The sequence below is a fragment of the Clostridium phoceensis genome (assembly GCF_001244495.1).
Lineage (GTDB): Bacteria > Bacillota > Clostridia > Oscillospirales > Oscillospiraceae > Lawsonibacter > Lawsonibacter asaccharolyticus.
This window is the reverse complement of record NZ_LN866274.1, coordinates 813,070-837,026: the sequence shown is the minus strand read 5'-3', so window position 1 is coordinate 837,026 and position 23,957 is coordinate 813,070. Positions and strand designations below refer to the sequence as shown.

Annotated in this window: 22 protein-coding genes; 13 read left to right on the top strand and 9 right to left on the bottom strand. The window is 61.5% G+C overall.

Features of this window, described 5'->3' with window-relative positions:
- Positions 1 to 236 precede the first annotated feature (236 nt).
- The 3 genes from BN1969_RS04855 (at position 237) to BN1969_RS04845 (ending at position 2,348) form a co-directional block, all read left to right on the top strand.
- On the top strand, positions 237 to 1,043 hold the full coding sequence (locus BN1969_RS04855) for an EcsC family protein (protein WP_050623276.1): 807 nt from the start codon (positions 237 to 239) through the stop codon (positions 1,041 to 1,043).
- A 187-nt stretch (positions 1,044 to 1,230) separates the two neighbouring features.
- A complete protein-coding gene (locus BN1969_RS04850; protein ID WP_050623275.1) occupies positions 1,231 to 1,815 on the top strand; it encodes a DUF3793 family protein in 585 nt (194 codons plus the stop codon).
- Between the two features lie 101 nt (positions 1,816 to 1,916).
- On the top strand, positions 1,917 to 2,348 hold the full coding sequence (locus tag BN1969_RS04845) for a flavodoxin (RefSeq protein WP_050623274.1): 432 nt from the start codon (positions 1,917 to 1,919) through the stop codon (positions 2,346 to 2,348).
- A 64-nt stretch (positions 2,349 to 2,412) separates the two neighbouring features.
- Here the strand turns inward: BN1969_RS04845 and BN1969_RS04840 are convergent, their stop codons facing one another.
- Together BN1969_RS04840 and BN1969_RS04835 are read right to left on the bottom strand one after the other, a co-directional pair.
- Entirely contained in the window at positions 2,413 to 2,868 is a 456-nt protein-coding gene (locus BN1969_RS04840; RefSeq protein ID WP_050623273.1) for a DUF3021 family protein, read from the bottom strand.
- Positions 2,869 to 2,882: 14 nt separating this feature from the next.
- Entirely contained in the window at positions 2,883 to 3,320 is a 438-nt protein-coding gene (locus BN1969_RS04835; protein ID WP_050623272.1) for a LytTR family DNA-binding domain-containing protein, read from the bottom strand.
- Positions 3,321 to 3,553: 233 nt separating this feature from the next.
- On the opposite strand from BN1969_RS04835, the gene BN1969_RS04830 reads away from it, so the two are divergent.
- The 6 genes from BN1969_RS04830 (at position 3,554) to BN1969_RS04805 (ending at position 11,747) form a co-directional block, all read left to right on the top strand.
- On the top strand, positions 3,554 to 4,813 hold the full coding sequence (locus BN1969_RS04830) for an HlyC/CorC family transporter (protein ID WP_050625390.1): 1,260 nt from the start codon (positions 3,554 to 3,556) through the stop codon (positions 4,811 to 4,813).
- A 115-nt stretch (positions 4,814 to 4,928) separates the two neighbouring features.
- On the top strand, positions 4,929 to 5,591 hold the full coding sequence (locus BN1969_RS04825; RefSeq protein WP_147577004.1) for a hypothetical protein: 663 nt from the start codon (positions 4,929 to 4,931) through the stop codon (positions 5,589 to 5,591).
- A gap of 411 nt (positions 5,592 to 6,002) precedes the next feature.
- Complete coding sequence (locus BN1969_RS04820; protein WP_050623270.1) at positions 6,003 to 7,334, top strand: MATE family efflux transporter; 1,332 nt, start codon at positions 6,003 to 6,005, stop codon at positions 7,332 to 7,334.
- A 47-nt stretch (positions 7,335 to 7,381) separates the two neighbouring features.
- Positions 7,382 to 8,071 carry an anaerobic ribonucleoside-triphosphate reductase activating protein gene (locus BN1969_RS04815; RefSeq protein WP_050623269.1) on the top strand — a complete coding sequence of 230 codons (690 nt, stop codon included), beginning with the start codon at positions 7,382 to 7,384 and terminating at the stop codon, positions 8,069 to 8,071.
- A gap of 277 nt (positions 8,072 to 8,348) precedes the next feature.
- Entirely contained in the window at positions 8,349 to 10,724 is a 2,376-nt protein-coding gene (locus BN1969_RS04810; RefSeq protein ID WP_050623268.1) for a ribonucleoside triphosphate reductase, read from the top strand.
- Positions 10,725 to 10,838: 114 nt separating this feature from the next.
- Positions 10,839 to 11,747 (top strand): NAD(P)/FAD-dependent oxidoreductase, encoded by a 909-nt coding sequence (locus BN1969_RS04805; protein ID WP_077138695.1) that lies wholly within the window; start codon positions 10,839 to 10,841, stop codon positions 11,745 to 11,747.
- 68 nt (positions 11,748 to 11,815) lie between these two features.
- Here the strand turns inward: BN1969_RS04805 and BN1969_RS04800 are convergent, their stop codons facing one another.
- The 4 genes from BN1969_RS04800 to BN1969_RS04785 are packed head-to-tail and all read right to left on the bottom strand — an operon-like array spanning position 11,816 to position 16,145.
- A complete protein-coding gene (locus BN1969_RS04800; protein ID WP_050623267.1) occupies positions 11,816 to 13,045 on the bottom strand; it encodes a pyridoxal phosphate-dependent aminotransferase in 1,230 nt (409 codons plus the stop codon).
- Between the two features lie 4 nt (positions 13,046 to 13,049).
- The gene (locus BN1969_RS04795; protein ID WP_050623266.1) at positions 13,050 to 14,345 is read right to left on the bottom strand and encodes a GntP family permease; all 1,296 of its coding nucleotides are present in this window, start codon (positions 14,343 to 14,345) and stop codon (positions 13,050 to 13,052) included.
- 54 nt (positions 14,346 to 14,399) lie between these two features.
- Positions 14,400 to 14,780 (bottom strand): RidA family protein, encoded by a 381-nt coding sequence (locus BN1969_RS04790; RefSeq protein ID WP_050623265.1) that lies wholly within the window; start codon positions 14,778 to 14,780, stop codon positions 14,400 to 14,402.
- A gap of 42 nt (positions 14,781 to 14,822) precedes the next feature.
- A complete protein-coding gene (locus BN1969_RS04785) occupies positions 14,823 to 16,145 on the bottom strand; it encodes a metal-dependent hydrolase family protein (protein WP_050623264.1) in 1,323 nt (440 codons plus the stop codon).
- 239 nt (positions 16,146 to 16,384) lie between these two features.
- On the opposite strand from BN1969_RS04785, the gene BN1969_RS04780 reads away from it, so the two are divergent.
- Positions 16,385 to 17,044, top strand: a complete 660-nt coding sequence (locus tag BN1969_RS04780; protein WP_050623263.1) for a helix-turn-helix transcriptional regulator — start codon at positions 16,385 to 16,387, stop codon at positions 17,042 to 17,044.
- Positions 17,045 to 17,169: 125 nt separating this feature from the next.
- On the opposite strand, the gene rpsI is transcribed toward BN1969_RS04780, so the two are convergent.
- Together rpsI and rplM are read right to left on the bottom strand one after the other, a co-directional pair.
- Positions 17,170 to 17,574: a 30S ribosomal protein S9 gene (rpsI, locus tag BN1969_RS04775; RefSeq protein ID WP_050623262.1), complete on the bottom strand. Its 405-nt coding sequence runs from the start codon at positions 17,572 to 17,574 to the stop codon at positions 17,170 to 17,172.
- An 18-nt stretch (positions 17,575 to 17,592) separates the two neighbouring features.
- The gene (gene rplM / locus BN1969_RS04770; RefSeq protein WP_050623261.1) at positions 17,593 to 18,021 is read right to left on the bottom strand and encodes a 50S ribosomal protein L13; all 429 of its coding nucleotides are present in this window, start codon (positions 18,019 to 18,021) and stop codon (positions 17,593 to 17,595) included.
- Between the two features lie 266 nt (positions 18,022 to 18,287).
- Here rplM and BN1969_RS04765 point away from each other — a divergent pair, with 266 nt between their 5' ends.
- The 3 genes from BN1969_RS04765 (at position 18,288) to BN1969_RS04755 (ending at position 22,469) form a co-directional block, all read left to right on the top strand.
- Positions 18,288 to 19,052, top strand: coding sequence for a tRNA 2-thiocytidine biosynthesis TtcA family protein (locus BN1969_RS04765; RefSeq protein WP_050623260.1), 765 nt, complete (start codon positions 18,288 to 18,290; stop codon positions 19,050 to 19,052).
- A gap of 155 nt (positions 19,053 to 19,207) precedes the next feature.
- Positions 19,208 to 19,915: a coenzyme F420-0:L-glutamate ligase gene (locus BN1969_RS04760; RefSeq protein ID WP_050623259.1), complete on the top strand. Its 708-nt coding sequence runs from the start codon at positions 19,208 to 19,210 to the stop codon at positions 19,913 to 19,915.
- Positions 19,916 to 20,117: 202 nt separating this feature from the next.
- Positions 20,118 to 22,469: a stalk domain-containing protein gene (locus BN1969_RS04755; RefSeq protein ID WP_050623258.1), complete on the top strand. Its 2,352-nt coding sequence runs from the start codon at positions 20,118 to 20,120 to the stop codon at positions 22,467 to 22,469.
- A 162-nt stretch (positions 22,470 to 22,631) separates the two neighbouring features.
- On the opposite strand, the gene BN1969_RS04750 is transcribed toward BN1969_RS04755, so the two are convergent.
- A complete protein-coding gene (locus tag BN1969_RS04750) occupies positions 22,632 to 23,957 on the bottom strand; it encodes a hypothetical protein (protein WP_050623257.1) in 1,326 nt (441 codons plus the stop codon).

Genomic DNA, 23,957 nt, shown 5'->3' with positions numbered 1-23,957 from the left:
GATGGATGCCTCCTATATTGTAAAATCTAAGTTTTTGTAAATTTAGCACTCAATATTTATGAGTGCTAAATTACTATACCGCCACTTGCGGAAAAATGCAAGAGCGTTCATAATTTTTTTACAAAATTTCGTCATTCGGGCCGGGGAAGTGACAAGTTTTAATCCCAATTTCAGGACAGGCGCCCCGGCTGTGTGATATCCTCACCTCATCCATTATGCACAGAGGAGGGAGAGCCGTGCCGCAGAAGAAAGCTGTCACACCTTGGGAAAAGGAATTTGCCCGGCTGGAGCGCCGCAGGAGAGCCTATCAGGCCCGCCATGCCCGTCCGCCGGAGTCCAGGCTGGACCGGGCGCTGGAGGACAAGGTGCCGCCCAAACTCCGGGAGGCCCTTAACTCCGCCTTTGTCAAGGCATTTGATCTGGTCTTCCAGCGGGGGACCGGGCTTCTGGAGCGCACCTTTGATGCCGAGGCGGCCCGGCAGCAGTTTGAGATCGACCAGTTTGCCGCCCAGCTGAAGGGGGACCGGAGCTCTCTGCGGGTCTTTTCCCGCCGAGCGGGACGGACCGGGGCCCTCAATTTGGCCCTTTCCGGGGCCGAGGGCACTCTCCTGGGGCTGCTGGGGATCGGCCTGCCCGATATCCCGCTCTTTACCGGCGTCCTGCTGAAAAGCCTCTACCAAATGGCTGCCCGTTACGGCTACGGGTGGGATACCCCGGCAGAACGGTACTATCTGCTCCTTCTGGTCCAGGGCGCCCTGTCCTATGGGGAGGAGCTGGCCGCATGCACCGCGCTGCTGGACGAGTTTGCCCTCACCCCCTGTCCGCCGGAGGACTATGACCAGGGGACACAGATCCGCCGGACTGCCTCTCTCCTAGCCGACCGCCTGCTGGTGATGAAATTTGTCCAGGGCATCCCCATCCTAGGCATGGCTGGGGGCATCTCTGACGCCCTCTGTCTGGAAAGGGTCCAGCGCTATGCCGGGTTAAACTATCATCGCCGCTTTCTCCTGGACCACCGGCCCGATCCCCGGCCTTTCGCATAGAGCAGGGTCATGTCCCTCCCGCATCCCAGGTGCCCGCCCCCGCCAAAACGGGAGCGGGCAAAATCAGTGGTTGACAGGAAGGAAAAACTGTGGTAGATTTTTATTGGTTAGCACCAGCTAACGAAAGGGACTAAAATTTTACAGCCAAACGCCGAAAGGCGTGATTTTTCAAAGGAGAGATTAGCTTATGCTAACTTCTGAGGTCCGGCCGGCCGAAGCGCGCTTTGAGCTGACCCTGGCCTTTCACTGTGCGCCGGCCCTGGCAGGCATCAAGCCTGCGGATCTCATTGCCCTCCCGGGGGAAGGAGATGAGACCGACGCCCTGCTGGCGTCCTACTCCGCCGCCCTGGCCGGGGCGGGGATCTCTCTGCGGCCCCTGTGCCGGTGCCGCAGCCGCTGTCTGGTACTGGTGTACCGGCGGGACCGCCTGGAGCGCCAGCTGGAGCAGGAGGAGGTGGCCCGTCTGCTGGAACGGGACGGCTATCCCCTGGCCGGCGGGCTGGAGGCCATGCTGGACCACCTGGCGTCCCGGATGGCGGGGAGCGGTGGGTTCCCCCATGAGGTGGGGCTGTTCCTGGGATATCCCGCCGAGGATGTGGAGGGCTTTCGCCGGCATGGCGGCCAGGGCTATAAATACAGCGGGCTGTGGAAGGTCTATTCCGACGTGGAGAGGGCCCAGAGATGCTTCCGGCAGTACGGCTGCTGCCGAAGGGCCCTGTGCCGCCGCCTGGAGGCCGGCTGCCGGCTGGTCCAGCTGTTTCGGACAGCTTGACGGAGATAGGGGATAGAGGCGGGGAGATCCGCGGCGCCCGGATGGGCCCGCCCCCCCGTTTGCTATACAAACCAAATTTTTATTTTCAGGAGGTCACATACATGAGCAGGATGGCAGTGATTTACTGGTCCATGACGGGCAACACGGAGGCGATGGCCAACGCCATCGCGGAGGGGGCCGCCGGGGCCGGAGCTGAAGTGGATGTGAAGCAGGTGTGCGACACCACGGTGGACGAGGCGCTGGGCTATGGACTGCTGGCACTGGGCTGCCCCGCCATGGGGGCGGAGGTGTTGGAGGAGGCGGAATTTGAACCCTTCTTCACCGAACTGGAGGGCCGTCTGGGCGGCAAAAAGGTGGCTCTGTTCGGCTCCTATGACTGGGGCGACGGTCAGTGGATGCGGGACTGGGCCCAGCGGGCGGACAGTGCCGGAGCCAATGTGTACCAGGACGAGGGCCTGATCCTCCACCTGACCCCCGATGAGGAGGGGCTGGAGCAGTGCCGCACCTTCGGGGCGGGCTTTGCCAAGTATTAAAGGGATCGGATCAAGAAAAAGAGGACGGATGTCTCCCCAAGAGGGCATCCGTCCTCTTTTTTCTCTAACTCTCCGGTCCCCGCTTCTGGTACTCGCTCAGCTTCCGGTTCAGGGAGCGGGTGTCCCGCCGCAGGGCCACATGGAGGCCGAACCACATGGCGGACAAGCCCCACTCCAGGAAGAGCACCAGGAAGATGCCTCCCCAAAGCGGCACATTGGAAAACCAGCCCAGGGCCAGCGCGCCGCCCACAAACCCCAGGTTGCACAGCAGCCCCCACCAGACGGTCCGCACCCGCAGGGCGGACGGCTCCAGCTCCCGGCCCTCCGGGAAAAGGAAGGACTCCAGAATGGCCACCGCCATGGAGACCAGCAGCATCTGGAGCATGGTGAGCGAGGATACGGAGCCCTCGCCGGCCAGGGCGTTGAAGATGGCCTTGAAAAAGACCAGCGCCAGGGTATAGACAGCCATATGAAATTTCATGGACAGGCCCCAGCTGTAGAAACGGATAAATTCTCCCATGATGGACCTCCTTTTTATAGTCCCAGCCGCTCCCGCAGCAGGGGCGCGTAGTGCCGGGAGACCACCAGCCGCTCCCCGTTCTCCAGGGATGCCTCGATGCGGCCGCCAGTCCGGCTCTTCAGGCTGCGGATGCGGTGCAGGTTGATAACAGCGGACTTGCTGACCCGGAGATAGCCCAGCTCTCCATACCGCCCCTCCAGCTCCGCCAGGGTGAGGGCCGTCTGATAAAAGGCAGAGGCGGTATAGAGAAAGGTATGTTCGTCCACACTCTCACAGTAGAGCGTCTCATCCGGGCTGAGCAGGATGATCTCCCGGTTTTCATCCCATACGCACAGCTTCTGAAGGCCGGAGCGCACCAGAGACAGGACGCGGAGCATCTCCTGATCCAGCCGGGGGCAGCGCAGGACCACCTCGTTTTCCAGCACGGGTGCGTATTCCACCCTCACTTTCATAGAAAAACCTCCCTTCTCTGTGAGCATACCAGAACCGGGACGCCAGAGCAAGCCAGGAGCCGCCAGGATGCCATTTGGGGCCGGCAGCCTGCCTCCAGGCCAAATTTTGCCGGGATACAGCGGAATTTGTCCGGTATAAGATTTGCATTTTTTTAATATCTGTGATATACTCCTGTGCTAAGCACCCGGAAGACCGGGAATTTATGACAGAAAGCTGAGTTGATTTGTCCCCCATGGACAGTACCAGTATTGGAATGACCGTTGCTCTTGTCATCCTCGTGGCCATGTCCGCTTACTTCTCCGCCACAGAGACCGCCTTTACCTCCCTGAACCGGATCCGCCTGAAGAGCCGGGCGGACAACGGGGACCAGCGGGCTGCCAGGGCCCTGGCTCTGGCGGAGGACTATGACAAGCTGCTGTCCACCATCCTCATCGGAAACAACATCGTCAACAACGTGGCCACCACCATCGGCGCGGTGCTGTTCATCCGGCTGCTGGATGACGTGCGGGGGCCCACGGTGTCCGCCATCGTGCTCACTGTGGTGATCCTGATCTTTGGCGAGGTCTCGCCCAAGAGCCTAGCCAAGGAGAGCCCGGAGGCCTGGGCCATGCTCTCTGCCCCCCTGCTGCGGGCCTTTGTAGCCGTGCTGACCCCGGCCAATTTCCTGTTCACCCAGTGGAAGCGCCTGCTCTCCCTGATCATCCACAAGCGGGAGGAGGACGGCATCACCGAGGAGGAGCTGGTCACTATGGTGGACCAGGCGGAGAACGAGGGCGGCCTGGACGAGCACGAAAGTGAGCTGATCCGCAACGCCATCGAGTTCCACGACCTGGAGGTGTCCGAGATCCTCACTCCCCGGGTGGATATCGTGGCGGCGGAGGAGAACAGCACCATGGAGGAGGTGGGCTCCCTCTTTGCGGAGAGCGGTTACTCCCGCCTGCCCATCTATCAGGACAGCATCGACAATATCGTGGGCGTGATCCATGAGAAGGACTTCTACGCCGCCCGCTACCGGGGGGAGACCATGATCTCCGCCCTGAAGGCCCCGGTGCTCTACACCACCGGCAACACCAAGATCTCCGAGCTGATGCGCATCCTCCAGCGGAACAAGGCCCACATGGCCGTGGTGGTGGATGAGTACGGGGGCACGGAGGGCATTGCCACCCTGGAGGACATCGTGGAGGAGCTGGTGGGCGACATCTGGGACGAACACGACGAGGTCATCGAGGAGTTCAAAAAGCAGGAAGACGGCAGTTATCTCATCGCCTGCTCCGCCGACCTGGACGATATGTTCGACCTGTTCGCCGTCAAGGGCGCCTGCGCCGCCACCACCGTCTCCGGCTGGGTGATGGAGCAGGTGGGCCGGGTCCCCGAGGAGGGGGACCACTTCCAGGCCGAGGGCCTGGATGTCATCGTTACCCGGGTGGAGCACCGCCGGGTCATCGAGATCCAGGTGCGGGTACTGCCCGAGGAGGAGCCCGAGACTAAATAAAGAACACTGCCCCTGCCTGCGGCTCCGCGGGCGGGGGCTTTTCGCACCCGGGCCGTTGCGTCTAGGGGAGAAGCGTGGTATCATAGCCCTGATTTGAGAGACGGGAGGAATGGCCGTGAAACGGGACAAGAGCTCCCCTTGGGAATTTCTGTGGTACGCCCTGTACGCCTTCGCGGGACTGGGACTGGAGCTGGTGCTGATGGGCGGAGTGGAGCCGGCCCTCTTCGGCGGTACGCCGCCCTCCCGCTATACCGCCGCCCATACGCTTCTCCACTGGGGGATGACTATGGCCTGCTGGGGGCTGACGGCCGCCCTGCTGGTGAGACAGGCGGAGAAAAAGCTGGGCTTTTCCCTGCTGGAGGCCAGGCCTGTCCCCCGGAAGGGGGCGGGGCTCGCCATTGGGCTGGCCGCCCTGTGCATCCTGCTGAACGCGCTGGACTGGGGGACTCTGAAGGTGATCGGAGAGTTTCAGAAGAAGGGGCCCCTCCTGTTCGCCGGCCAGTATCTCTACTACGCCTTTGAGGTGGTCCTGGTCCTTCTGATCGCAGCCTTTGGACAGCGGTTCTGGGAGGCGCTGAGGAAAGGGCGGAGCCGGTTCCCCTTCGGCGGCGTGGTGCTGTGCTGCACCTGGGGCGCCATCCACACGCTGTCCAGGGGGAGCCTCTCCACCGGCCTGGGGGTGATGGCCTTCGGGCTGATGTACGGGGCGATATATGTCCTGCTGGGGCGGGATGCCCGCACCTCCTATCTGGCTATGCTGGCGGCCTTTGTCATCTGAAGCGGCGCGGACCTTGGGCGGTCAGTCCTCCGGACTGGCCGCCTTTTTGTGCCTGTTTCAAGCCCACCGCCCCCGATCCCGGTTGACAGATCCGCCCGCCGCTTTTATAATAGAGCTATCCACCAGGAGAGGAGGGCTCCCATGAGGCTCTACGGAAAATTTGCCATTGTATCCGGCTCCGGACGACCCGATGTGACAGAGCGTTGTACGGAGCCTGACGGGATGGGATCTGGCACGCGCAGGCCCGCAAGAAGGGCTTGAGCGCCTTTTTGATCCCTTCTGTTCCATTCTCATGACTCAGGCCGCGGACAGTGTTCTGTCCGCGGCTTTTTCGCGCCCGTTTCCGGCGGAGGGCCTGTATCCCCGCCCTTCGCCCACTTCTATACCTGTCTTGAGAAAGGAACGATGGATATGAACTCCGATACGCTGGATCTGACCCGGGGGAGCGTCCCCCTCTGCCTGATCCGATTCTCCTTCCCACTCCTGCTGGCCAATCTGCTCCAGTCCTTTTACAGCATGGCGGATCTGCTGGTGGTGGGCCGCTTCGTGGGTGAGACCGGCCTGGCCGCTGTGAGCAGCGCCTCCACCCTGTGCTTCCTCCTCAACGCGGTGTGCATGGGCTTTTCCGCCGGTGGGACGGTCCTCACCGCCCGGGCCCGGGGCGCCGGGGACCGCCTGGAAGAGGAGGAGGCCGCCGCCGCGCTGCTCCTGCTGGCGCTGGCGGGCTCCGCCCTGCTGACGGCGGCCGCCCTGCTCTGCTACTGCCCGCTGTTCACCCTGATGGCCCTGCCTTCCCGGGCTATGGGGGACGCCTGCGGCTATATGGCCATCCTCTGCTGGGGCACCCCCTTTGTCTTTGGATACAACGCCGTCTGCGCCATCCTGAAGGGCCGGGGCGACTCCCGCGGTCCCCTCCGGTTCGTGGCCGCCGCCGCTGTGGTCAATCTCCTCCTGGATCTGATCCTGGCAGGTCCCTGCGGCCTGGGAACCGCCGGGACCGCCTGGGCCACCGTGGCGGCCCAAGGCGTCTCCTTTCTGCTCTCTCTGGCCCACCTGCACCGCTGTGTCCCCCTCTCCCTCCGGCGTCTCCCCCTCCGCCCCGCCGCCCTCCTCTCCCTTCTCCGGCTGGGCCTCCCCTCTGCCGTCCAGATGGCGGTGGTCAACCTCTCCTACCTGATCCTCACCGGCCTGCTCAACCCTTTCGGCGTCTCCGTGGCGGCGGCGGCCGGCATCGGCCTGAAGGTCAGCACCTTCGCCGGGATGCCCTGCTGGGCGCTGGGCTATGGGGTGACCGCCATGGTGGGGCAGAACCTGGGTGCCGGCGATCCGGACCGGGTGCGTCAGGCCGTCAGGAGCGGCCTTCTCCTCAGTCTGGGGGCCACTGCCCTTCTGACCGCCCTCGTCCAGCTGGCCGCCGCCCCCATCATCGCCCTCTTCGAACCGGAGAACGCGGCCGTGACGGCAGAGGGGGTGCGCTATCTCCGCATCTGCTGCTCCGTCAACGGACTGATCTACGCTGCCATGTATGTCTTCGACTCCTTCGCCATCGGCTCTGGGGCTTCCTGGGTGGCTATGTGCAATGCCATGCTGGACGCGGCCCTGCTCCGTCTGCCCCTGTGCTGGCTACTGGCCTTCCCCCTCGCCCTGGGCCCCGCCGGCATTTACTTGGGCCAGGCGTTCTCCCCCATCCTGCCCGCCCTGGCGGGGCTGTGCTATTTCCGTCTCCGGTGCCGCCGGTCTTGACGGCTCCCCCTCCCGCCGCTACAATAGAGCTAAAAGGAGCGCTGACCATGGACATTCAGGGACTGCAAAAATTGACGCTGCTGGACTGGCCGGGCCGGGTGGCCTGCACGATTTTCCTGGGGGGCTGTGACTTCCGCTGCCCCTTCTGTCACAACCGGGACCTGGTGACCGGCCCCCTCCCCGCCGCCATGGACAGCGGGGAGCTGCTGGCTTTCCTCGCCAAGCGGAAGGGGCTGCTGGACGGGGTCTGTGTCACCGGCGGAGAGCCCCTGCTCCGCCCCGGGCTGGAGGGACTTCTGGAGGAGATCAAGGCCCTGGGCTTCCCCATCAAGCTGGACACCAACGGCAGCCACCCCCAGCTCCTGGCCAGGCTGTGGTCCCTGGGGCTGGTGGACTACGCCGCCATGGACATCAAAAATTCCCCGGAGCGGTACGGAGAGACCGCAGGGGTCCCCGGCCTGGACCTGGGGCCCATCCGGGAGAGCGTGTCCTGGCTGCTGGAGGGCCATGTGGACTATGAGTTCCGCACCACCGTGGTGCGCCAGTTCCATGACAGCGCCTCCTTCCGCGCCATCGGCCCCTGGATCTCCGGCGCCCGGCGGTACTTTCTTCAGGCCTTCATCGACCGGGACACCGTGCTCCGGCCCGGTCTGAGCGCCTGGTCCCGGGAGGAGATGGAGGGGTTCGCCGCCCTGGTCCGCCCCTGGGTCCCGGCAGTGGAGCTGCGGGGCATCTGAATCCCCCCTCCGCGTTTTTGGCTAATTTTTATGGCAGAGCACTCCCGTCCCACGGGGCGCGGGAGTGTTCTTTTTCAGAAAAATCGCCGGTTTTTGCCCCGTTTCTTCCCAAAACATGTGCCGGCGCTTCCTGCTTTTTTGCTCCAGGAAAACAAAATATTGTGTTTCCGCCGGAATTTTGCACAAGATATTGACGGGCCATTTCCTTCATGGTATAGTAGGAGCAGTCGCGGCGGCCAAGCCGCCGCGGGACTGAAGAATGTGGAGGGACCGTGTGATGTATCAGGTGACCAAGCGGGACGGCACCGCCGCCCAATTTGAGATCGGCAAGATCAGCGCCGCCATTACCAAAGCCTTTGAGGCGCTGGAAAAGCAGTATCATCCCAGCGTGATCGACATGCTGGCTCTGCGGGTCACCGCCGACTTCGAGCCCAAGATCCGGGACAGCCGCATCGCGGTGGAGGACATCCAGGACAGCGTGGAAAAGGTGCTGTCCGAGGCGGGCTACGCCGATGTGGCCAAGGCCTACATCCTCTACCGGAAGCAGCGGGAGAAGGTGCGCAATGTCAACTCCACCCTGCTCAACTACCGGGAGCTGGTGGACAACTACCTCCAGATCAACGACTGGCGGGTGAAGGAGAACTCCACCGTCACCTACTCGGTGGGCGGGCTCATCCTGTCCAACTCCGGCGCCATCACCGCCAACTACTGGCTCAGCGAGATCTACGACCAGGAGGTGGCCAACGCCCACCGCAATGCCGAGATCCATATCCACGACCTGTCCATGCTCACCGGCTACTGCGCCGGCTGGTCTCTGAAGCAGCTTATCCAGGAGGGGCTGGGGGGCATCCCGGGGAAGATCACCTCCTCCCCGGCCAGTCACCTGTCTACCCTGTGCAACCAGATGGTCAACTTCCTGGGCATCATGCAGAACGAGTGGGCAGGGGCCCAGGCGTTCTCCTCCTTTGACACCTATCTGGCTCCCTTTGTCAAGGTGGATCACTTGACTCAGAAAGAGGTCAAGCAGTGCATCCAGTCCTTCGTCTACGGGGTGAACACCCCCAGCCGCTGGGGCACCCAGGCTCCCTTCTCCAACATCACCCTGGACTGGACCGTGCCCAAGGATCTGGAGAACCTGCCCGCCATCGTGGGGGGCAGGGAGATGGACTTCACCTACGGGGACTGCAAGACCGAGATGGACATGGTGAACAAGGCGTTCATCGAGATCATGATCGAGGGCGACGCCAACGGACGGGGCTTCCAGTACCCCATCCCCACCTACTCCATCACCCGGGACTTCGACTGGTCTGAGACGGAGAACAACAAGCTCCTGTTTGAGATGACCGCCAAGTACGGCACCCCCTACTTCTCCAACTACATCAACTCCGACATGGAGCCCTCCGACGTGCGCTCCATGTGCTGCCGTCTGCGCCTGGACCTGCGGGAGCTGCGGAAAAAGTCCGGCGGCTTCTTCGGCTCCGGCGAGTCCACTGGGAGCGTGGGGGTGGTCACCATCAACCTGCCCCGCATCGCCTATCTGGCCAAGGACGAGTCCGACTTCTACCAGCGGCTGGACAAGCTGATGGACATCGCCGCCCGGTCCCTCAAGACCAAGCGCACCGTCATCACCAAGCTGCTGGAGGCGGGGCTCTACCCCTATACCAAGCGCTATCTGGGGACCTTTGACAACCACTTCTCCACCATCGGCCTCATCGGTATGAACGAGGTGGGACTGAACGCCGGGTGGCTCCGGGCCGACCTGACCCACAAGGAGACCCAGCAGTTCACCAAAGACGTGCTCAATCACATGCGGGAGCGGCTGAGCGACTATCAGGAGCAGTACGGCGACCTCTACAACCTGGAGGCCACCCCCGCCGAGTCCACCACCTACCGCTTTGCCAAGCACGACAAGGAGGAGTTTCCCGACATCATCACCGCCAACGAGAACGGAACTCCCTACTACACCAACTCCTCCCACCTGCCCGTAGGCTACACCGAGGACATCTTCTCCGCTCTGGACGTGCAGGACGAGCTTCAGACCCTCTACACCTCCGGCACCGTGTTCCACGCCTTCCTGGGGGAGAAGCTGCCTGACTGGAAGGCGGCGGCGGAGCTGGTGCGGAAGATCGCAGAGAACTATAAGCTGCCCTACTATACCATGTCCCCCACCTACTCCGTGTGCGCCGACCACGGCTATCTGTCCGGGGAGCAGCACACCTGCCCCATCTGCGGCAAGCCTGCGGAGGTGTACAGCCGCATCACCGGTTACTACCGGCCGGTGCAGAACTGGAATGACGGCAAGACCCAGGAGTTCAAGGACCGGAAGGTATATGACCTCACCGCCTCCCACCTGTGGAAGGCGGGCCGGGCCGGCAGCCAGGTGACCTTCTCCCAGGAGGGCGCCCCCCAGGCGTCCGGCGGGGAGTCCCTGCTGTTCACCACCCGTACCTGCCCCAACTGCCGTCAGGCGGAGGCCCTGCTCCAGAAGGCGGGAGTGCCCTATCAGAAGGTGGTGGCAGAGGAGTCTCCCGACCTGACCACCCGGTACGGGGTGCGTCAGGCCCCCACCCTGGTGGTCCAGGGGGAGAGCATCACCGGACTGGGCCCCATCAAGCGGTTCGCGGAGGAGCACCGGGCCCGGGAAGTAGGCTGACCGCGCCTTGATCCCAAGTTCCCTCCCCCCTTGCGGCGGCGGGGGCACTGAGACGGATCGGGACATCAGGAAANGGGCGGCTTTTACAAAGGAGAGAGGACCCTTAGGACTGATATCATCGGGGCGGGGGGCGGCCCCGCCGGCCTCACTGCCGCCCTGTACGCCGTCCGGGCCGGCCGCTCCGTGCTGGTCCTGGAGGAGGCCGCTCCCGGCGGACAGATCAACTTCTCCCCCCTGGTGGAGAACTACCCCGGCCTGCCCGGCGTCAGCGGCCTCCAGCTCTCTGAGGCCCTCACCCGCCAGGCGGAGGAGCAGGGGGTGGAGCTGGACTATGCCCAGGTGCTGGGCTTCCGCCCGGAGGAGGGGGGCTTTGCCGTGGAGACCGACGGCGGCCCCCTCCACTGCCGCGCCCTGATCCTCGCCCCTGGCACCCGGCACCGCCCTCTGGGCCTGGAGGGGGAGGAGGCCCTCACCGGACAGGGGGTGTCCTACTGCGCCGTGTGTGACGGCCCCTTCTATCAGGGCCGGGACACCGCCATCGTGGGGGGCGGGGACACCGCCCTGCAGGAGGCCCTGTTCCTCTCCGGCGTGTGCCGCCGGGTGACCCTGATCCACCGCCGGCTGGAGTTCCGGGGCAGTCCAAAGCTGGCGGAGCGGGTACGGACCCGGGACAATATCCGCCTGCTGCTGGGCTATACACCGCAGGCCCTGCTCCAGGCGGAGGGCAGGCTCACCGGTCTGAGGGTCCGCCAGGCCTCCACCGGACAGACCCTGGAGCTCCCCCTGGACGGGGTGTTCGCCGCCGTGGGGCGGGTCCCCGGCACCGCCCCCTTCCGGGCCCAGCTGGAGCTGGACGATGAGGGCTATTTCCGCTCCGGTGAGGACTGCCGCACCCGCCTCCCCGGCGTCTTTGTGGCCGGGGACTGCCGGGCCAAGGAGGTGCGCCAGCTGGCCACCGCTGTGGGCGACGGCGCGGTGGCCGGCCTGGCCGCCGCCCGGTTCGTAGAGGACGGACAAGGCTGAATCTTCACCCTCCAAAACACAGATCTCCCTCCCCGCCGGAGACACCGGCAGGGAGGGAGATCTCTTTCTTATTCTGTGATGCCCAGCTGGGCGGCCCGCTTGGCCAGAGCTGCGCACAGGCGGTCGATCCCGTCCAGGCTCTTCTGTCGGTCAGCGAACACACCGTAGATGATGCGCAGGTGGCCGGCTCCCTGGTCTCCGTAAAATTTTCCGTCGTTGACCAGCGTCTTGGCCTCCTCCGCCAGATAGGCGGTGATCTCGCTGGAGTCTCCCAAGCGGCTGACATTGACCCAGCCATAGAAGCCCGACTCCATCAGGGGCATGGATACTCCGGGCACCGCATTGAATTTCTCATAGGCATAGCGGCGGCGGAAGTCCTGCTCCGCCACATAGTCCTGAATGAAGGATGTGTCCTCATAGGCGGGGATCATGGCCATCTGGACCATGGTATTGGCCGCACCCTGGATATTCACCGCAGTGGCGTACATGGTGTCCATGATCACATCATCCGCGAAGATATAGCCCACCCGGTAGCCGCTCAGGGCCATGCCCTTGGAGCAGGAACAGACTGTGACCGTGCGCTCCCACATGCCGGGCAGTGAGGCCATGGTGACCATCTCATGTCCCGGAAACGCGGTATCCTCAAAGGCCTGATCGCAGACACAGATCAGGTCATGCTTGATGATGAACTGGGACAGCTCTGTCAGCTCCTCCCGGGTGAACACCCGGCCGGTGGGGTTGTTGGGGGAGGAGAGCAGCACCATCTTCGTCTTGGGCGTCAGCCGCTTCTCATACTCCTCCACCCGCAGGCGGTAGTTGTCCTCCTCATAGGTGGGCACCTTCACCACCACGCCGTTGAGCAGCTGGGGGTCCAGGAAATTGCTTGGATAGCTGGGGTCGTGGACCAGCACCTCGTCTCCCGGCTCAATAAAGGGGGTCATAGCAAAATACAGGCCCACGTCAGAGCCGGGATTGATGATGATGTTCCGCTGGGGGTTTACTTTGATGTGGTTGTCCCGCTCGATTTTTTTCGCAATGACCTCTTTCAGGTCCGCATTGCCGATGGGCGGGGTATAGTGGCAGGCCACCCCCTGCTGGATGACCTCCACACTGCGCTCCAGTACCTTCTGTGGGATCACCCGGTCTGGATAGAAAGGGTCCGCCCAGCACATCAGGGTGCCGCCCTCCGCTTGGAGCTTGGACACCGCATCTCCCACGTCTGCCTTTCCCGCTTTTTCAGAAAACAGGCCGCCGTCCAGGGTACGGAACAGGGGCCGCATCTTGTCTCTTATGCTCATAAGCTCAAATCACTCCCAAATGGGCCATGATGATGTTGACGATCGTGGCCAGTGTGGTGGTAACGACAGTCACCACAAACAGGTGCTTGTAGCCCTCCTTGTGGGTCACGCCGCAGTAGGACAGGGTCAGGACAATCGCGCTGTTGTGGGGCAGGGAGTCAAAGGTGATCTGGGAGATGTTGGCGATCCGGGTCAACGCCTCCGGATTGCCGCCCATAGCTACCAGCTTGTCCGTAAAATTGTCCAGGACAAAGGCCAGGCCGCCGGTGGCGCTGCCCGTAAAGCCAGCAATCACCGCGATGCACACAAACAGCATGATGTATGGGCTGCCAAAAGAGGCCTTTTCCAGCAGGCCCAGCAGCAGGTTGTAGCCGGGCACCGCGCCCACCACAGAGGCCAGGCCGCAGATAGCGGCAGTCTGGATCACAGACTGAGAGTTCTTCGCTCCCTCTGCCATCGTATTGACGATCTTGTGGAAGCCCTCGTATCGCTTCCAGAACATCAGTGCCAGCACAACACAGCCGATAAACAGGGCCGCCCAGGCGGGCCAATGGATCAGGTTGAGCAGAAGGACCACGATACCCATGGGAATCAGCAGGAGGAAGGGGTTGGGCAGTCCCTCAGTGTTCAGATCCACGTCGTCGGTGTCGCCTTCACGGGGGATAAAGCCTTCCCCTTTGGCGATGTACTTCTGTCCTGCCCGGTGGAGATACCACAGGTTGCCGCCGCCCACGATGGCAAAGCCGGCGATAGCCATCCAGAAACCGGCCATGGGAGTGGTGCCGAAGGCATTGGCGGGGAGCACGATGTTGTTGATGGGCATGCCGGGCAGGGTCTGCATTGCCACCGCACCGCCCAATACGCAGGCGGGGATCAGGCTGCGGGAGATGCCGGCAGCCTTAAAGAAGGCAGCGGCCAGGGGATACATGGTGAAAATAATGACGAACACGTCGATGCCGCCCACAGACATGGCCAGGGTAGCCAGATAGACCGCCGCCACCGCGCTGGCGGGCCCCAGCTTGCGGAACACGCCGCTGGCCACCGCCATGGGCAGGCCGGACATCTCCAGCATCTTGCCGAACATCTGGCCGCCCAGGAAGATGGGGAACAGGGCCAGCACCATGTTGGCCACGCCGCCCATATAGACATTGGCGTAATTTTCAAACACATTCACGCCGCCGGTGGCTGCCACCAGCAGAGCCGCCACAGTGGACAGCAGGATCAGGGAATAGCCTCGGACGGAGCCGAGGATGATCAGGATCAGTGCCGCTACGATGCCAATAAAGCTGATAATTTCCATGGAGTTCCCGCCTTTCTAATTTCTATGATTGGGTGGGAGAGCTGGGCCGCAGCATCACAGCGCCGCGACCGCCTCGATTTCGACCAGTGCGCCCTTGGGCAGCTTGGCTACCTCCACAGCGCTGCGGGCAGGCAGGACCTCTCCCTGGAAGAACTGGGCATAGACCTCATTCATCACCGCAAAGTCATCCATATGCTGAATGAATACGGTGGTCTTGACCACCTTGTCCATGGAGGTGCCTGCGGCCTCCAGGATCTGAGACAGATTGGTCAGAGACTGTCTCGCCTGGTCGGCCACGTTGTCCGCGTCGATGCTGCCGGTCTTGGGGTCAATCGGCAGCTGGCCGGAAACGAACAGGAAATTTCCCGCTGCTACCCCCTGAGAATAGGGGCCAATAGCGGCAGGGGCCTTTTCGGTATTGATGCGTTTTGTCATGGTTTCCTCTCCTTTTTACCGTGATATGGTTTGTCTCCTCACTCAGATCAGGCGCCAATCGCAGAAGGTGCCGCCCTTCATCTCATAGCCGGGGGCCAGCACGCTGAAGCGGCGGACATTCAGGTTGGGCAGGGTGCTCCAAATCAGCCTGCAGTGCTTGGCCACCAGGCGCAGCTTCCGCAGATCAGAGATATTTTCATCCGGCTTGCCTTCCACCACAATGAAGTCGCCCATCAGTCCGGGCTTGAGGGTGCCGGTCACATCCTGCAGCCCACACAGCTCCGCACCGGTGGAAGTAGCTGCCTTGATGGCCTCCATCGGAGACAGGCCGCACTGGACCAGCAGCTCGATCTCCCGGACGGTGGCGTTGGTGCCGTCCACCGGGTCAGAGGGCAGAAGATCGGTGCCCACGCAGATCTTTACGCCGTGCTTATGGGCCCAGGTCACGCCCTGCCGGTGGGTCTTGGCGGCCTCGCGCCCCTTTTCCACCTGGTGAGCCGGGCATCCGTGGGCCAGCAGATAATCATCGCTGGAGGAGACAGAGATCGTTGGGACAAAATAGGTGCCGTGCTCTGCCATCAGCTTGGCAGTCTCTTCAGACAGCGTGTAGCCGTGCTCCACCGAATCCACCCCCAGCAGGACGGACTGACGGATGGCCTTGTCGTTGGACAGATGAGCGAAGCACTTCTTTCCGGCCCGGTGGGCCACGTCCACCACTGCCTTTACCTCTTCATCCGTCATCTGCATATCGCACAGGCCCTCATTCGCGGAAGCCATTCCCCCGGTGTACATCATCTTCAGCTGGTCTGCCCCTGCCGCCAGCTGCTCCCGGGCAGCCTTCATAAATGCGTCTACACCGCTGCACATGACCACGGAGTTTTCCTCTGAGCCGTGTCCATTGTGGGCCACCAGTCCCTTTCCGCAGGCAATGATGTTGGGGCCGCAGAGCATGTTCTTGTTGATGGCCTTTTTCAGTCCAATGTCGATGTCATCGGGAATAGCGGCACTGCGGATGGTGGTAACGCCGCAGTCCAGCGCCTCGGCCGCCCGCCGGTAGCTCAGCAGTGTGCGGTAGGGGATGCCAAACTCATCAAAGCTGTTGCCCAGCCCCCGATAGGGGAGCATGAGGTCCAGATGAACATGGCAGTTGATCAGTCCGGGCAGAATGGTGTGCCCGGACAGGTCAAAGACCGCATCCTCCGGCCCCGCCTTGGCCAGGACACTCTGGTCCATTTCTCCCACATACTCCACCACGTCCTCATTGAATTTGTCCTCTATATTGTCAAAGACATAGAGGCCGTTTTCAATGGCCGGTGCGCCGGTTCCATCCACGATGCGGACATTTTTCAGATAGGTGCGTGACATGATTGATGCTCCTTTCAAATTTCTTTCCGTTCTTAGCAGCAAATCACTTGCTCTTCATATACTGTAATAAATTTTATTATATACTGAATTTTTATCATGTCAATGTCTGATTCCTACTATATCTCCCTTTTATTTTTGTTTCTTTTTCATAAATAAACTCTTTTTTTGCAAAAAAGGTTGTGCGCCATTTTCGTTTGTGATATTTTGAATTTAACAGGCTTTCAGGAAAGGAAGATGTTATGGAACAGACAGAAATCGTGTTGACTCCCGCGGAGCGGCTGATCCTGAACTCTTACCGGGATCTGGTGTGCGGTCTGGAGGATTATCTGGGCATAGGATATGAGATCGTGCTGCACAGCCTGGAGTCCATGGAGCACTCTGTCATTGCCATCGCCAATGGGCACTATACAAATCGTCACGAGGGTTCTCCCATTACTGATCTGGCCCTGGATATGCTCCGCTCCATCCAGCAGGAGGATGGGAAAAGCCATATTTCCTATTTTTCCCGCAACCGCAGCGGCGAACCGCTGCGCTCCACTACCATCGTTATCTATGGTGAAAACCGCCGGGCCATTGGCCTGCTGTGTATCAACTTTTATCTGAACACCCCCCTCTATAAACTGATCGGCCATCTGACCGAAGATGCGATGGATGAGCGCCCTATGCTGACAGAAACTTTTGTGGACAATGCGGAGGAACTGCTTACCCGGGTCGTGGAACAAATCAGGGATGAAGTGGAGCAGGACATCCATATTCTTCCTTCTCTAAAAAACAAGGAGATCATCAAGCGATGCAGCAGTCAGGGGATCTTCCAAATCAAGAGCGCAGTCACCAGCGTGGCGAAGATCCTCAACATCTCCAAAAATACGGTGTATCTGCATTTGAAGTCCCTGGATTGATCCGGAAGCTTTTTATTCACAGAACAACAGGCCCCTGACAGCCTATCGGACTGTCAGGGGCCTGCTGGCACAAAAGAGGGACGCCGCAGAAGCGGCGTCCCTCTGGGAGCACTTGTAGGAAAAAATCAGCGCTTGCTGAACTGGGGCGCACGGCGGGCGGCCTTCAGACCGTACTTCTTGCGCTCCTTCATACGAGGATCACGGGTGAGGAAGCCGGCGGCCTTCAGGGCGGCGCGGTTATTCTCGTCAGCCAGCAGCAGGGCGCGGGCCACACCGTGGCGGATGGCACCGGCCTGGCCAGTGACGCCGCCGCCGGAGACGGTGGCCACGATGTCGAACTTGCCCTCGCTACCGGTGGTCACCAGGGGCTGGCGGACCAGCAGCTTCAGGGTCTCCAGGCCGAAATACTCATCGATGTCGCGGCCGTTGATGGTCACGGCGCCAGTGCCGTTGGGGAACAGATGAACGCGGGCCACGGAGGACTTCCGACGGCCAGTGCCATAGAAATAAGGCTTCTTGCTCTTATACATGCTCGTCTACCTCCTTGCTTACAGAGCCCACAGCTCAGGCTTCTGAGCGGCGTGCTCATGCTCACCGCCGCGATAGATCTTCAGGCGGGACATGGAATCCTTGCTGATCACATTGCGAGGCATCATGCCGCGGACAGCCAGCTTCATGGCCAGCTCGGGGCGCTCCCGCATCAGGGTGCTGTACTGCACTTCCTTCAGGCCGCCGATCCAGCCGGAGTGGGTGCGGTAATACTTCTGCTCCAGTTTCTTGCCGGTGAGGACGGCCTTCTCCGCATTGATGATGATGACGAAGTCGCCGCAGTCGGCGTGGGGGGTGTACTCAGGCTTCAGCTTGCCCCGCAGCAGGTTGGCGGCGGCGGCAGCGGTCTTGCCCAGAGGCTTGCCAGCAGCATCGAGGACGTACCACTTACGCACGATGTTCCCCTTGTTGGCCATAAAAGTGGACATAGGTGAGACCTCCATTTTCTTTCCTTATCTGAAAAATCATTTTGCAGACAAAATCAGTCGCTCCCCTGTACAAGCGGAGCGTTTTGTATTATAGTATTTGGGAATCCCAATGTCAACGGGTTTTTCCATCTTTTTTAATTTCTATTTCATAATCTCCCGTTTTCTCTCGCTTTCTGTTATTATCTCTTTTTATCTCATTTTCAATTTGAATTTTATTTTTTGAAAAAAGTTGTGAAAATGAGGAAAAAACCTGAAAAGGAGGCCCTATGAACCGAATCCTTTCTCTGGTCCGCCGCTGTGTGGAGGATTACGACATGATACAGCCTGATGACCGGGTGGCGGTGGGGGTCTCCGGCGGCAAGGACTCCCTCACCCTTCTGGTGGCGCTGGCCAAGCTGCGGGAATTCTACCCCATCCCCTTCACAGTGGAGGCCTTCACCCTGGACATGGGGGCGGCAGAGGGCCGGCCCGGGATGGACTTTTCTCCTATTGCCCAGTTGTGCCGGGAGATGGAGGTCCCCTACACCATCCTCGGCAGTGAAATCCAGCACATCATTTTTGATGTGCGGAAGGAGAAAAACCCCTGCTCCATGTGTGCCAAGATGCGGAGGGGGGCCCTCCACAGTGCCCTGCTGGAGCAGGGCATCCACAAGATCGCACTGGGCCACCACTACGATGACGCAGTGGAGACCTTTTTCATGTCCCTCATCTTTGAGGGCCGCCTGTCCTGCTTCCAGCCCGTCACCTGGCTGGACCGGACTCAGATCACCCAGATCCGCCCCCTGCTTTACTGCGGGGAGAATCTGGTGCGTCACACCGCCCGGCGCCTCTCTCTCCCGGTGGTGGAGAACCCCTGCCCTGCCAACGGCAACACCAAGCGCCAGGAGATCAAGGAGCTGATCTACGAGCTCCAGGGCCGCTACCCCGGGCTCAAGTCCCGGGTCTTCGGCTCCATGCAGCGCCTCCCCCTGCCCGAGTGGGGCCCGGTGGAGCACCGCCGCCGCCCTCTGCCGGAAGAGATCGGCGAATAAGCGGGAAAACTTGCGCCAAAGCGTGGAAAACAGGAGCCCCTGGTGATATAATAGGAAAATCAAATCAACGCACAGGACTGGATGCCCTGGAAAACTGGGCATCCTTACCTTGATACAACGCAGCGGCAGGACTGCCGCCTGAGAGGAGCATCTCCATGAGCGAAGAACAGAGCACCTATTCCGCAAACCCCGGCAAGCAGCTGGTCCGCACGGTGGACGGGGTGGACTACCAGCGTATCCCGGTAAAGACCCACCTGATCACCAACACTGACGACATGGCCGACGTGGTGGTCCGCTACGCCAAGGACCGGATGCAGGAGGGGGACATTCTTTTCATCTCCGAGAAGGCGGTGGCCTGCACCCAGAACCGGGCCATCCCCATGGAGGACATCAAGCCCCGGAAGCTGGCCGTCACCCTCAGCCGCTATGTGACCAAGACCCCCGCCGGCATCGGTCTGGGCATCCCGGAGACTATGGAGATGGCCCTTCGGGAGTGCGGCACCCTGCGCATCCTGTTCGCCGCCTTCTGCAGCGTCATTGGCAAGCTGTTCCGCCGGAAGGGCTGGTTCTACATCGTGGCCGGGCCCAAGGCCCGGGGCATCGACGGCCCCACCGAGGGCACCATCCCTCCCTATGACCACTACGTGGTCCTCACCCCCGCCGACCCCATGGGTACCTCCCGCAGGCTGGCCCAGGCTCTGGGCCACCCGGTGGCAATCGTGGACATCAACGACCTGGGGGCCAACATCCTGGGCTGCTCCCAGAAGGAGCCCTCCATGGCCCTGCTGGCCAGGATCCTGGGGGACAACCCCTTGGGTCAGTCCAGTGAGTGCACCCCAATGGGCATCATCCGCAAAGTATGACATACGAGCCCGCGCCCCGGAGGGAATCCTCCGGGGCGCCGCTTTTTACTCCCTCTTTGTCTTGAATTCATTTATATCTTTCATGAATTTATGCAAAAATTAGAGTTAAAGTTTATTTTATCCGTGATATAATTTATTTATATCTCTCCACTTTTTATTTAAACAGCACAAATCCAGGGATCTATCTGAAAGGAGCATCTTCATGAGGAAATCGATCAAACATCTCTTTGGCCTTACCCTCGGTGTGTCTCTTGCCCTGGGGCTCATCTCCTCCGCCTCGGCAGAGGGCAGTGTTTCTGTGCAGGTAGACGGCAAGACGGTACAGTCCGCCGCATACATTGATCAAAACGACCGCACCATGGTCTCGCCGGATATCGCGGACGCTCTGGGACTGACTCAGAAGCAGGAAGGCTCCAGAGTACAGTTCACCCGGAACGGCGTCAGCACCTATTTCACCGGCAGCGATGCCACTTTTTCCGGCTCTGAGATGGACACTGTCCCTGCTCTGCGGGATGGGACCTTGTACGTCCCCCTCGCTTATCTGGCCCAGGCCTACAACATGCCGGTCTCCTGGGATGCAGGTTCCAAGGCAGTCTCTGTGTCTACCACCTCCACAGGCCCCATCTCGCTGGATGGCGTACCGGCCCCCGCCTTTGATTACTCCGATGCCAACCAGCTGCCCATGACGGGCTATTTCAGCAAGACTTTGACCTATCCCGATCTCCAGGGGAACTCGGCCCAGCGAGAGGCCTACATCTATATCTCCGAGCATGCCTCCTGTCGGCCCTATTTTTACGTGATCGCCCTGCCCGACAAGGTCGATCCCACCCAATTTCTGATGGAAAATGGCTGGTTCGATTTGGCGGAAGAAAACGGCGAATGTCTGTTTGTGCTGGCCCCCGGCAGCGGCGGCTGGGGGTCCGTGGAGGAAGAGTTGCCTTTCTTGACTGCCGCTCTCTCCTGGCTGAACACGCCTGTGGCCGACGAGGCCGATCCCAACGCGCCTGACAAAAACAAAAATTACTGGTCCGCCTTTGGCGAGTGGTATTTTGTAGGCTATGGTGAAGGGTGTGCCCCTCTGGAGGCTTGGTCAGCCAAAAATCCCATCTTCGTCATCGCTCAGGTGTATCTGAACGGCGTCAGCGCCGGCGAGGCATATCTGTCCGAAGTAGGCAGCCAGGTCTATGCGGTAGGCACCAACGGCTATGACATCACAGAGGATGTGAAGAGCCGCCTGGCGGCCCGCGGCGATCAGATGATTACCAATCAGGACATCCCTGTTCCCACTTGGTTCGTCAACTATGATGCCGCGGACCACAGCCTTCAGTATTGGAAGACTGCCAACGACTGCTCCCCTTCCGGCACCCAGAACGCCGACTACGGCACCGTATATGTCCAGGCCGGGGACTCTGACGCCTGGCAGACCCAGTATGCGGGCCCCATCTCCAAGGTGGCTGTGGACAGCCGACAGTCCCTCTCCGGCCGGGAGATCCATGATTTCCTGACCTGCTACACCCGCTATGACAACACTTCCGCCTACGGAAATGCCCTGATGCTGCGGGGGGATTATACCGACGTGATCGTCAACGCCCACAAGTCCCCTGACCGCTATGCTGAACAGAAGGTCACTATGCCCGATGGCGCGACCGCCACAATGATCTGCACCATCGTGGACATTGAGGGCGAGCCCCGCGAGATCCTGTTCTACATCCCTGAGAACGCATCCGAACTCCAGCCCGACGGCGCCCCTGTCATCACCGTCTGGGCTGGCGGCAGCCAGACCAACATCATCTTCTTTGACTCCACCTGCTGGTGGGAAACCGCAAACCAAAACGGCATCGCGCTGATTTTTACCAATGAAGCCTACAACACCTCTGTCGCTGTCACCCCCGCCGATGTGGATGCCTGCTACCACGCCATGCTGGATCTCCTGGAGGGTTGGAATGACTCCGGCAAATTCCAGTTTGATCTCAGCCGGATTTACAGCACCGGCCAGTCCATGGGCTCTATGGAATCTCAGCAGTTTGCCCAGGAGACCCCGGATTACTACGCCGCTGTAGCCTCCACCTCTTTCTATCAGGACTATCCCGACGCCCACTCTGACAAGCCCATCCCCACTTACCTGATCAATGGCGAGGGCAATGGCAAAGATGACACTGGCACCCCCTATGACGACCGCTGGAACCGCACAGACGACTGGGCACAGTATTTCCTGCGAGTCAACGGCTTTGTGTACACCCCGGCGGTTTACGCCGCTGACGGAACAGTCACCACCTTCGGCGTGCCTGTATCCGAGCCTGTTTTCACCGTCACAGGCCCCTATGACCGTTTCGAGACCTATACCTGGATCAATGGACAGGACATTCCCCTGGTCCAGTACACCAACAGCTTGTACCGCCCCCACAACTGCCTGACCTCCGAGATCCCCATGCTGTGGGACTTCTTGGAGCACTACCGCTGTGAGCGGGACGAAGACGGCGCTGTGACCGCCCGCTACTACAGTGCCTCCGCCTTCGAACGGGACGATCAGGTCCTGATCCAGTTTGGCGCCTGATCCTCTAGCACTGCGTCCCGCTCCGCTGATCCGCCAAAGCGTCTGATGATCATCCGCAAAGTATGACACGCGCGCCCCGGAGGCTTTCCTCCGGGGCGCGTGATCTTATGCAGTCTCCATGCCGCCAGAATGGATCCCTCCTGTCCGTCCCCCTGTCAAGGCTCACCAGTCCTCCAAGGGCTCCTGCTGGTCGTCCCCCAGGCCCAGAGTGCGGCGGTAGAGGAGCTCTCCCGTCCTTGTGTCATAGCAGCTCACCACCTGCCGGCCGGAGACCTTCTCCTCCAGCTGCAGGATCTCACCTGTAAGGTAAGGGTAAGTATAGGAGGGCACATCCTCCATCCACAGCGCTCCGTCCTCATCCAGCAGGTCACAGCTCCCGTCAGTCCGCTCCCCCATCAGCAGGACGGGCCCCTCCTCCCCCATCTCGTCCCGCACGAGGGAGATGGATGTATAGGTCCCGGCCTCCACCACCGGCATGCCGTCCAGGCGGTAGACCGCCCCGGACGGAGAGCTCTGCCGGGAGCTGCTGTCATTGAAAAAGAGCAGGCCCCGCTTCAGGGTGCAGTAGAGCTCGGTGCCGCCGTAGGGGATCTCACAGATCTGTCCGCCGATCTCCAGGCGGGTGCAGCTGCCATCGAAGGTGTCCTCCCCGTCAAAGTAGGTGTAGCCCTCCCCCCGGCCCACGAGCCAGGTGTCCTGGATGGCACGCCACTCCCCCGGCTCCTCCTCCCGCACCCGGCCCAGAGACAGGTCCAGCAGCCGATTCCGGCTCCGGCTCTCGTCGGTCCAGCCCATCCACACCAAGTCATCCCGCCAGGTCGGCTCGAACATCAGCCGCTCCCAGTTCATCACCTCGGCCGCCATCTCCGGAACGGCCACCAGCTCCTCCCAGGGCCACTCCCCCTGGACGGTCCCGTCCGTGCCCAGCCAGCAGCACCCCTCCGGCCCGTAGAGGATCAGGCCCTCCGCCCCGGCGGCATAGGTCCACCACCGGGCGGGGGTGCGCCAGCTGCCGTCCCGGGCGGCCACCGCCAAAAGGGTGCCGTCCCCATAGGGCCAGCCTCCCTCTCCCACCGACTTTTTCAGCACCAGCAGGGGGAGAAAGACATCCGTCCCCTCTCTGTCGTAATAGGTAGGGACCTCCACCCGGGTGTACACCGACTCCGTCACCAGCTCCCCCGCCCGGGTCATCAGGCCGTAGGTCAAACTGTCATAGCGAAAGGGACCCCCCTCCCACTCTGCCGCATTGATGACTGTCCCCGCATAGGGGTAGAGGGGGCCGTAGTCCTCCCCGGGGATCAGATCCTCCCCGATCCCGCCCGGCCACGGAGTCTCCACGTCGGGGAGGGACCCCGCCCGGGTCTCCAGAGCCTCCCAGTGGGTCCGCACCCGGACCTCCGGCTCCTCCGGGGGCTCCGCCGCCGGGGCGGGGGCGCACCCCGCCAGCAGCACCAGGGCCAGGACCCAGGCCGCGCCGCGCCCTCTCAT

Bases quoted from the DNA above. Each gene is read 5' to 3' on its own strand.
- BN1969_RS04785 (WP_050623264.1), bottom strand. From the start codon at position 16,145: ATGTCACGCACCTATCTGAAAAATGTCCGCATCGTGGATGGAACCGGC.
- BN1969_RS04760 (WP_050623259.1), top strand. From the start codon at position 19,208: ATGAGCGAAGAACAGAGCACCTATTCCGCAAACCCCGGCAAGCAGCTG.
- BN1969_RS04840 (WP_050623273.1), bottom strand. From the start codon at position 2,868: ATGGGAGAATTTATCCGTTTCTACAGCTGGGGCCTGTCCATGAAATTT.
- BN1969_RS04750 (WP_050623257.1), bottom strand. From the start codon at position 23,957: ATGAGAGGGCGCGGCGCGGCCTGGGTCCTGGCCCTGGTGCTGCTGGCG.
- BN1969_RS04795 (WP_050623266.1), bottom strand. From the start codon at position 14,345: ATGGAAATTATCAGCTTTATTGGCATCGTAGCGGCACTGATCCTGATC.
- BN1969_RS04800 (WP_050623267.1), bottom strand. From the start codon at position 13,045: ATGAGCATAAGAGACAAGATGCGGCCCCTGTTCCGTACCCTGGACGGC.
- BN1969_RS04835 (WP_050623272.1), bottom strand. From the start codon at position 3,320: ATGAAAGTGAGGGTGGAATACGCACCCGTGCTGGAAAACGAGGTGGTC.
- BN1969_RS04815 (WP_050623269.1), top strand. From the start codon at position 7,382: ATGGACATTCAGGGACTGCAAAAATTGACGCTGCTGGACTGGCCGGGC.
- BN1969_RS04830 (WP_050625390.1), top strand. From the start codon at position 3,554: ATGGACAGTACCAGTATTGGAATGACCGTTGCTCTTGTCATCCTCGTG.
- rplM (WP_050623261.1), bottom strand. From the start codon at position 18,021: ATGTCCACTTTTATGGCCAACAAGGGGAACATCGTGCGTAAGTGGTAC.
- BN1969_RS04780 (WP_050623263.1), top strand. From the start codon at position 16,385: ATGGAACAGACAGAAATCGTGTTGACTCCCGCGGAGCGGCTGATCCTG.
- BN1969_RS04820 (WP_050623270.1), top strand. From the start codon at position 6,003: ATGAACTCCGATACGCTGGATCTGACCCGGGGGAGCGTCCCCCTCTGC.
- BN1969_RS04850 (WP_050623275.1), top strand. From the start codon at position 1,231: ATGCTAACTTCTGAGGTCCGGCCGGCCGAAGCGCGCTTTGAGCTGACC.
- BN1969_RS04845 (WP_050623274.1), top strand. From the start codon at position 1,917: ATGAGCAGGATGGCAGTGATTTACTGGTCCATGACGGGCAACACGGAG.
- BN1969_RS04755 (WP_050623258.1), top strand. From the start codon at position 20,118: ATGAGGAAATCGATCAAACATCTCTTTGGCCTTACCCTCGGTGTGTCT.
- BN1969_RS04790 (WP_050623265.1), bottom strand. From the start codon at position 14,780: ATGACAAAACGCATCAATACCGAAAAGGCCCCTGCCGCTATTGGCCCC.
- rpsI (WP_050623262.1), bottom strand. From the start codon at position 17,574: ATGTATAAGAGCAAGAAGCCTTATTTCTATGGCACTGGCCGTCGGAAG.
- BN1969_RS04765 (WP_050623260.1), top strand. From the start codon at position 18,288: ATGAACCGAATCCTTTCTCTGGTCCGCCGCTGTGTGGAGGATTACGAC.
- BN1969_RS04810 (WP_050623268.1), top strand. From the start codon at position 8,349: ATGTATCAGGTGACCAAGCGGGACGGCACCGCCGCCCAATTTGAGATC.